The sequence below is a fragment of the Bradyrhizobium sp. genome, from assembly GCF_004799405.1.
In the GTDB taxonomy this organism is placed as follows: Bacteria; Pseudomonadota; Alphaproteobacteria; order Rhizobiales; family Xanthobacteraceae; genus Bradyrhizobium.
The window spans coordinates 1-7,775 of the sequence record NZ_SSMW01000034.1 but is presented as its reverse complement, the minus strand read 5'-3'; the positions used below and the strand labels follow the sequence as shown (position 1 = coordinate 7,775).

Below are 7,775 nucleotides of genomic sequence, written 5' to 3'. Positions count from 1 at the left end.
GTCCTCTCCGCCGCAGTAAACCCTCTATGAAATCTCCGTTCCATCCCACACTCCATCCTTTCCCTCTAAGATAAAGTGTTGCGTCAACCGGTTGAGACCACCCTCCAACACCGGACATCGCACCGCCGGTGCACACCGCGGCCCAGCGTATCGGGGATGATCCGGCGATTCTGCTGCGCAACTACGCCAAACGGAAGCGGACGAAGAAGGCCGACGGCGTCCGTCGCAGTCGCGAAAGGGATGGCACAAAGAGCGCTAGCTGCCAGCCCAAACCCGCAGTGGACTGAATACGAAATGCTGTCAGTCCATGATTGGATCGCACGTCAGGATGTGAAGCTGGATCGTTCTGAAGCCATCCGCCGCTTGGTCGAAATTGGGCTTGAGGCGAAGAAGTGAAGGCGAAGGACGAATTCCCCGTCGAATCGTGTATTCGCAGGCCAAAAAACCGCCGTGTCTGTCGGGACACGGCGGTATGGAAATTCGAAAACCTTTCCCCTGTGAAGAGGAATTTTTTCTTATTTCAGCGAGTTGTTGACCGAGGTAAACTTGGCGTTCAGGTTGGTGCCAAGACCGTTGACCACGGCGATAATCGCCAACGCAATGCCGGCCGCAATCAGGCCGTATTCGATGGCAGTGGCGCCGGATTCGTCAGCTAAGAACTTTGCAAAGGTACGCATCAGACTTATTCTCCTGCCCTTAGGTTTAGGAGCACCCATTCGAGGGGACACCCACCTAAAGCGCGTTAAATTTTATTGGACACTTTTAGGCATGAGACCAAGAGAGCCGATAGCGTTAAGCAAACCTTGCCAAATGGCCGCCCCATCTTCGCCGCTCCTCGTCCGGATGAACCCACAATAAGGATCTACCCCCCGCTCGATTCGTTTTCCACACCCGCGACCAGCAGCGTCACGTGCTTGTTCCGAGCCACAGCCTATTGATAATTTGCGCGGCGTTTCCGGCAGCGCTTTGATGCGCCATGGCCTGGCGCCGATCGATGACGGTTACCAATTCGTTTTCGTGTGCTGCCTGATTTCGGTAGCCTCCTTCATCAGGCCCTTAAAATTCTTAGCTCAATGTGGCAGAAATGAACGAGCGGCGCGCAGCACAGCGACAACGGGTTTTTAAGGCCGGAACGATTGAGTTCGACGGCAGCGGGGTCGATTGCACAATTCGCAACTTGTCCCCGATCGGAGCAGCGCTCGACGTTGCGAGTCCGGTTGGCATTCCCCACGAAATCACGCTGAACATTGCGAGCAGCAACGAACGTCAGACTTGCCGTATCATCTGGCGCAAGGAAAACCGGATTGGCGTAATTTTCGCTGATTAGAATTAGCATGCTTCCGAAAAGCAGGAGCCTATCATTAAGCATCGCGGGGTTGATTTTGACGTAGAGGAGTACCCTCCGTCTTGGTGGCACTGGAAAATCTATCCAAAGATAGAGGCCGGTCCAAAGGTGGTCGGTAACATGAAATTCCAGACGCGGGAGGCGGCGGTCGCCGCCTGCATCGTAGAGATCAATGGCGGTCTTGATAACGACGACCCCAAATAGAACCTCGAACTGCTGCTTATCTCCGCTACGGCTGCGCGTAGGCAAAAAGCGGGTTCGGCAGAGCCACAGCCAACCCGTAACCCTGGCGAGACCTGTCCCGCCGCCGCGACCTCAAAAAACTTCCTCGGCAACCGGACCCTAGCCCCGGAATGGCGTCCACACCTGGCACGGTGGTGTTGGCTCGGTGTGCGGTAGGTCACAAAGAATTAACGGTGTGTGAAGGTCTCTGTGAACATTTTAGAGGTCCGCCCGTCTACTGGGCAGGAGCACTGGAATGACCCACAGGGATCGAGAAGAACTCAATAGAAGGCTCGCGCAGGCGCGCCGGTTGGCGTTGGAGCCGAACGATAGGCTCACGCGCGAACGGTTGGCGCAGCTCGTCGAAGACCTCGAATTTCAGCTCATCGAGCAGCGCCAGGTCGCCTAGCACCAACCGACCAACTCTGATATTTGACGGCGCGCTCCCTCCAAACGGGAGAGGCAAAAAAGAGGCAAATTCTTTTTGTTCTTTTCTAAGTGATTCAAATCATTGGGTTCGCCGGTTTAGCTCAGCGGTAGAGCAGCGGTTTTGTAAACCGAAGGTCGGGAGTTCAATCCTCTCAACCGGCACCATTCAAATCAAAGTCAAATCGTTATCCGACATTTCCACAAGATTATTTGGCGATGATCGCGGCGCATTTCCGCTGCAAAGTGTAACAGTTTTATCACCGCTCGAATGAAACTGCGGCGGCATTCCCGAACATCAAAGCACGCCCCTTGATTCCGGAAAATTCCTGCGTTCGAATGCTGTGGGCTGAGGTGCGCAATGGACTGGAAAAAAGAACGCGATCTTTTAATCGCGCAAACGCTGGCGTTTGTTCAATCGGTCGCTGGCAAGAAGACAGATGTTGAGGCCGTACCGGACGAAATGCCGGCGGCGTCGCCTCATGTTGAGGCCGCAGCGGCCGAAATCAGGGAAATATTCGAGCGGCCTGTTGTCGCGCCGCACAACACCTTTCCGGTCAGCGCCCCGGTTTCAGGGATTGCCCCCGCGAGCGACTTCCGAACCGAGATACAGGCCCGGATCGAGAGCTTTCGCGCGCACCAGGAGCGGTTTGACCGGGAGCGCGAGGAATATTTCAGCGCCACGCTCGCCAAGGCCCGCGCGGCAATCCGGAACGACACCGCGCCGCCCCCTTCCCGGCCGGTCAGCCGTTGATCCCGATCCGGCTGATCTTCTCCAGTACCGGCAGCAAGTGCTTTAGGAACTCCTGCGGGTTCTCGCTCATCGGGAAGTGACCGAGGCCCTTCATGATCGTGACCTCGCTGCCGGCAATGCTTCTCGCCACATCCAGCGTTTCCTGCGGCGTACAGGAATAATCGTATTCGCCGGACAGCAGAAACAGGGGGCAGCGGCGCGTATCGATCTGCGCGACGCGGCCGCGGATGTCGCCATCGAGCTTGTAGAAATACAGGTCGCCCTTGAAAACGCCGGGACCGCCTTGCATGTAATGCCAAAGCGTCTCCCAGCGCTCGTTGTCAGGCGCGTCCGGCCCGACCAGTCCCGAGACGATGGCGGCTGAGACTTCGCCGCCGTGAACGTCGGGGCGGTGCAGGAAATTCAGGTCGTAATAGGGATCGACATGCGCGCCGGCCTGCAAGCCGATGATAGCGCGAAAGTTTTCGGGGTGTTCAAGCGCCAGATGCAGCGCGATCCGTCCGCCGATCGAGCAGCCGATCAGGATCGGCCGGTCAAGCCCGAGCGCCGCCACGATTTCCAGGATCATCGTGGTGTAGTGCGCCGAAGTGAGCTGATATTCCTCGTTGTGCCAGCCCGAGGGCGGCGACGACTTGCCGTGCCAGGGCATGTCGAAGGCGATGATGCGGTGACGGCGCGTGATGCGTTCGTCATTCATCAGCGCCCGGTATTGACGCCCGTCTGCGCCGGCAGTGTGGAGACACAGCAGCGGGGTGCCTTGGCCGGCCTCCTCGACATAGATGCGATGTTTGCGCCCGAACAAGTCGAGATGCATGTAACGTCCGACGATCGGTTCGAATTGCGCGGTCATGCCACAGCCCGTGCCGGTCGCAGCTTGGCGAACGCCTCCTTGAAGTAGCGCAGGTTGGCCATGAAGATTTGAAGGTCGCCTTCAGCCTTGAGCACACGGCGCTTGATCAGCGCCATCAGGTCGTTGGAGCCGGGCGGCGGCCGGCTGCTCGAGAATTTTTCCCATTCCTCCTTTGAGGTGCGCAGCGCAAACGACGACGACGACATCACGAACGGCCCCGATGTCACCGACACGATGCGGCCTTCGAAGATGGCAATCAGCCATGCAGCCGAGCCTATTTCGAGCAGCAGCGTCGTCGACAGATACCGCCCGCGCCGGACCAGCAACTCATCGGCATTGACCCTCTCCTGCAGCGTCTCGATCATCTTCGCGCCTCCCCCCGCACCCGGCAAATCGCTGCTTGCCGCAGCTTCGCGCCTCGCTCGCATGATGCGGGGATTGATCGCGGCGTCAATCGCCTAAAGCCAGGCGCATACCAGCATCAGATTTGCCGCGCAGGCCGCCAACAGGCCGACGGTAAGCGCGATATGCACCGGGCCGCCGGAGGTTTTTGGGATCGTTTTCATGACGGGCGAAACATCCGGCGATTCTGGCCGCAGAGTCTCGCGCAATATTTTTTGCCATTTTCCGCCCGGATTCAGGACTCGTTTACGACTCAGGGACTCCGGCACGACCGGGTAATTCCGGGGTTTGCTTGACAGGAAACAGCATGGAGTTCTTGCGATCACGATTCGCGTGATGTCATACCCCTCGGCTGAAACCCAAATGAGCCTTGCGCGTTGAGGGGGTTTGGCGGAGCAACCCGATGCCCTACGCGCTGTTTTGCAATGAAGCCAAGCTCAGCAAGGCCTATCCGACCGAAGCGGATGTCTGGAAGCTCGCCCTGCACAGCGGTCTCGTGGTCGACGCGGTATCGGACGAGGAAAAGCCGTCACCCCAGCCGGTACTCGACAACGACTACGAGATCAGGCCCTGCCGGCCGGACCCGCAGGAGGATCCCGTGGAAAACCAGGCCGAGGCCGAACGCGAAGAGCAACTCGAATTTCAACTGTATTCCTGAAACTATATTAGTGAACCCGGGATCATCCCGGCAAGTGGCGTTTATGGCGTGGCGGTCGCCAGCGAAGCCTGCGCGCTGGCAAGCGTCACGCAGACCTTCCGGCGGTGCAGGCCCCTGATCGCACCGGTGACCTTGAGCACTTTGCCGGTCGGACACGAAGCGTCCTGCACGAAGGCGACCTCGTAGGGCGCCAGGATCAACGGTTCGGATTTCAGCACGGTCTGGGCACAACACGGCCACCCAACCGCGGCAAAAATCAGCCCTAACCAAACAACACGCATGTTCGTTGTCCACCAGCCGGCGAATTCATAATAACCGATGGCGCTCGAAAGTTTCACGACGCGCGAAAATTATTTTCCAGGTCGGCTGCACCGGGCCCCCTGCCCGCCTCGCCGGCGCGATTCCAGCAAAAAGGCCGGCGTCAAGCCGGCCTTTTGCATCGATTCATCCGAAATCGGCGTCAGTAGCGCGAGACCACCGGGCCGCCCCAACCGAAGCGGTAGTTGATGCCGAGCTTGACGGTATGCTCGTCGTCGCGGAGCCGGGCGCCGATGATCTCGGGCGTACCCGCCGTGAAGGTGGTGCTGCCGAAATTGTAGTACTGGTATTCGGCCTTGGCCGACCAGTTAGGCGCGAACATGTATTCAAGACCGGCGCCGACCGTGTAGCCGTCCTGGCGATTGCCTGTGGTGGCGAAGGCCACCGGCACGCCGCCGACGCTGACGCCGAGATTGTTGTTGTCGCGCCAGGCGTAGCCGCCCTTGGCGTAGAGCAGCGCCGGACCCCACGTGTAGCCGAACCGGCCGGTGACGGAGCCGAGTTGATCGGCTTTCGTGGTCACCAGGGTGCCGCCCGGGAACAGCACGCCGTTATTGTTGCCGTTCAACCAGCTATACTGGGCTTCGGCACCGACCACCCAGTTCGTCGCGAATTGGTAGTCCGCGCCGCCCTGCAGGCCGCCGAGGAACCGTGCGGAGCTGCCCAGCAAGCTGTTGTCGCCTGCAAACGCACCGCCGACATGGCCGCCAATATAGAAGCCGGTCCAGTTATAAATGGCTTCGGGCGGCGTATAGACCGGAGCCTTGGAATAGGTTCGCGCCGGCAGGTCGGCCGCCAACGCCGGAGCGGCAAACGCCATCAAGGCGGCTGTGCCGATCAGAAGCTTCTTCATGAGTGATTCCCCGTTACTGGTCGCGATCGACCCTCATCAAACAACGTGGCCTCAATTTGGTTGCTTCGCGGCGATGCCGAACACGCATCGTTCGTAACTGTGACCGGGCGGCAACTTGCCGTTTCGTTCCCTGGCGATTTGATTTTTGCGGGCCAAAGGCCGTCTTGCAGGCCTAAATTGCGTCGATTGAGGCGCCATTCAGGTTTGGGGCCTCTCCGAAAAGTGATCGGAGTTCCCGAGCCGATTTAACTGCCATCCCGGGCCGATTTGCCCCGGAAATGGCCCGGCGGACGCGGCGACGATTCCACGGAAAATCGCCTGGTCAGCGCGTCATCTTTTCCAGATCGGGGAATGCCGCGTAGGCCGCGCCGGCGCAGGTGTCCCCGGCCTTCTCGACCACATGATCCAGCCGGCCATCGACATAGACAACGGCACGTTCACGCAAGTCGTGATAACTGCCGTCGGATTCGCGCGGGGTAAAACGCAGGCAAGTGACATAGCGCAGCCGGCCGCCGACCGTGCGTTGCATCGGCTCCGCCAGCGCGGCGTCGCGCACGCCAACAGGATTGTTGAGATAGGTCCTCATGAACGCCAGCACTTCGGCGCGATAATTGTTGGGATATGGCTGATTGGCGACGCCGCGATCGTCGGTATAGGAAATCGGCCTGGACTCGTCGCTGCTCGCGCAGGCCGCAAGCCCGATCGGCAGCAGCAGGATTGCCACATGCTTTGCTGATATCCCCAAATCCAGTTTGCCTGTCAGTCGTTTGCCGCCTGCCGCCTGCCGCCGGCGAGTGCCCGTTGGCAAACCCTAAACCGTCAGCCGACGGAAAGGAATTCGTATCTCGGTTACCGGACCGGCCTGGATTCTTCATCCCGGCCGCGGCTCCGGCCCGTCACCATTGGGGAAGCAATGGCGCGGGCCGGGTCTGGTAGCCGCCAGGACCAGCCCGGGCAATGAGGATCGAGCCAGACCGCGGATCAGTTTCAGCCGCGCTTGGTAGCGGGCGCAATGTGCTTGGTCGTAACCTTCGAGAACTGCCGGGTCTTGAGCGCGCCCATCCGCTTGTGGGAACGATGATGGCGGAAATGCTTGTGATGATGGCGGCCCATCTTGGCATTGGCGTTCAGCACGCTGGTCTTCGCCTGCACGGCCTTGATAACCGGCGCTTGGGTATCCTTGCCCGCGTTGGCGGCGAAAGCGGGGGCGGCAAGAACGGAAACCGCGAGCAACGCGGCGGAAATGGTCTTCAACATGGTCGTCTCCTGTTTCGAGATCGCAAGGTGGCCGGTCGGATGGCCGGGCTCGTCGATCATGCTTGCGACCTTAGACGCCCCGCGCTGAACCCACTCTGAAGCGCAACGATGGACTTCGTTCATCTGGATGACATGTTGGTCATGTTCGTCCCGCGCGCACCTCACCCAAGGTTCGCCAGAATCCTTCAAATTGAGGTCATTGCCCGGGGAATGTTCGCTCGCAACGGGTGTTCAATCAGCGGGGTTCGTTATAAGATCGTCCCATCGGAATTCAGGAGAGACGCATGAGCAAACTTGCAATCAGGCTTTTGGCGCTGGCGGTGTATTCGATGGCGCTGATCGCAATACCGCTGATCACCACCGCCCATGCCTCGGGCAACGACAATCCGTCGCCGCCGGCCTCGGGTACTACGAAGGCAAAGAAGAAGTCCGACAAAAGCTCCAGCATCGACAATCCCAAATTCATTCAGGGTTATCGCGCGGCCTACGTCACGATTTACGACCGCAACGATTATGCCTCCGCTATCGGACAATTGAAGGCGCTCGGCCAGGATGACCGCGCTGATGTCGCCAACCTGATCGGCTACTCCTATCGCAAGCTCGGCGACTACAAGGTTTCGCAGATCTGGTACGAGCGCGCGCTGAAGGCCGATCCCAATCACGTCAAGACCTGGCAGTATTACGGGCTGT

12 protein-coding genes and 1 tRNA gene are annotated in these 7,775 nt (G+C 59.3%); 6 read left to right on the top strand and 7 right to left on the bottom strand.

Translation table 11 applies throughout. The annotated features are described in order from the left end of the window. Window positions 1–515 precede the first annotated feature (515 nt). Window positions 516–677, bottom strand: coding sequence for a Flp family type IVb pilin (locus tag E7813_RS06205; RefSeq protein ID WP_291571923.1), 162 nt, complete (start codon window positions 675–677; stop codon window positions 516–518). A gap of 407 nt (window positions 678–1,084) precedes the next feature. Here E7813_RS06205 and E7813_RS06200 point away from each other — a divergent pair, with 407 nt between their 5' ends. The 4 genes from E7813_RS06200 to E7813_RS06185 all read left to right on the top strand — a co-directional run bounded on the left by E7813_RS06200 (window position 1,085) and on the right by E7813_RS06185 (window position 2,747). Next, entirely contained in the window at window positions 1,085–1,327 is a 243-nt protein-coding gene (locus E7813_RS06200; RefSeq protein WP_291571921.1) for a PilZ domain-containing protein, read from the top strand. A 496-nt stretch (window positions 1,328–1,823) separates the two neighbouring features. Continuing rightward, window positions 1,824–1,976, top strand: coding sequence for a hypothetical protein (locus tag E7813_RS06195; RefSeq protein ID WP_291571919.1), 153 nt, complete (start codon window positions 1,824–1,826; stop codon window positions 1,974–1,976). A gap of 110 nt (window positions 1,977–2,086) precedes the next feature. Next, window positions 2,087–2,161, top strand: a tRNA-Thr gene (locus tag E7813_RS06190). A gap of 193 nt (window positions 2,162–2,354) precedes the next feature. Then, complete coding sequence (locus E7813_RS06185; protein ID WP_291571917.1) at window positions 2,355–2,747, top strand: hypothetical protein; 393 nt, start codon at window positions 2,355–2,357, stop codon at window positions 2,745–2,747. Here E7813_RS06185 and E7813_RS06180 read toward each other — a convergent pair. Further along, a complete protein-coding gene (locus E7813_RS06180) occupies window positions 2,737–3,597 on the bottom strand; it encodes an alpha/beta hydrolase (RefSeq protein WP_291571915.1) in 861 nt (286 codons plus the stop codon). The two genes, E7813_RS06185 and E7813_RS06180, sit on opposite strands and share 11 nt — an antisense overlap. Beyond that, a complete protein-coding gene (locus E7813_RS06175; RefSeq protein WP_291571913.1) occupies window positions 3,594–3,962 on the bottom strand; it encodes a hypothetical protein in 369 nt (122 codons plus the stop codon). Before E7813_RS06175 ends, E7813_RS06180 begins: the two co-directional genes overlap by 4 nt. 440 nt (window positions 3,963–4,402) lie before the next feature. Between E7813_RS06175 and E7813_RS06170 the strand changes: the two genes are divergently transcribed. Then, window positions 4,403–4,657 (top strand): hypothetical protein, encoded by a 255-nt coding sequence (locus tag E7813_RS06170; protein ID WP_291571912.1) that lies wholly within the window; start codon window positions 4,403–4,405, stop codon window positions 4,655–4,657. A gap of 41 nt (window positions 4,658–4,698) precedes the next feature. On the opposite strand, the gene E7813_RS06165 is transcribed toward E7813_RS06170, so the two are convergent. From E7813_RS06165 to E7813_RS06150, 4 genes are all read right to left on the bottom strand, one after another. Beyond that, entirely contained in the window at window positions 4,699–4,938 is a 240-nt protein-coding gene (locus E7813_RS06165; RefSeq protein WP_291571910.1) for a DUF6719 family protein, read from the bottom strand. 179 nt (window positions 4,939–5,117) lie between these two features. After that, window positions 5,118–5,828, bottom strand: a complete 711-nt coding sequence (locus E7813_RS06160) for an outer membrane beta-barrel protein (protein WP_291571909.1) — start codon at window positions 5,826–5,828, stop codon at window positions 5,118–5,120. A gap of 322 nt (window positions 5,829–6,150) precedes the next feature. Beyond that, a complete protein-coding gene (locus E7813_RS06155; protein ID WP_291571908.1) occupies window positions 6,151–6,552 on the bottom strand; it encodes a hypothetical protein in 402 nt (133 codons plus the stop codon). Between the two features lie 263 nt (window positions 6,553–6,815). After that, on the bottom strand, window positions 6,816–7,145 hold the full coding sequence (locus E7813_RS06150) for a hypothetical protein (RefSeq protein WP_291571905.1): 330 nt from the start codon (window positions 7,143–7,145) through the stop codon (window positions 6,816–6,818). 224 nt (window positions 7,146–7,369) lie between these two features. On the opposite strand from E7813_RS06150, the gene E7813_RS06145 reads away from it, so the two are divergent. After that, the coding region (locus E7813_RS06145; protein WP_291571903.1) for a tetratricopeptide repeat protein at window positions 7,370–7,775 on the top strand (406 nt) is incomplete at its 3' end.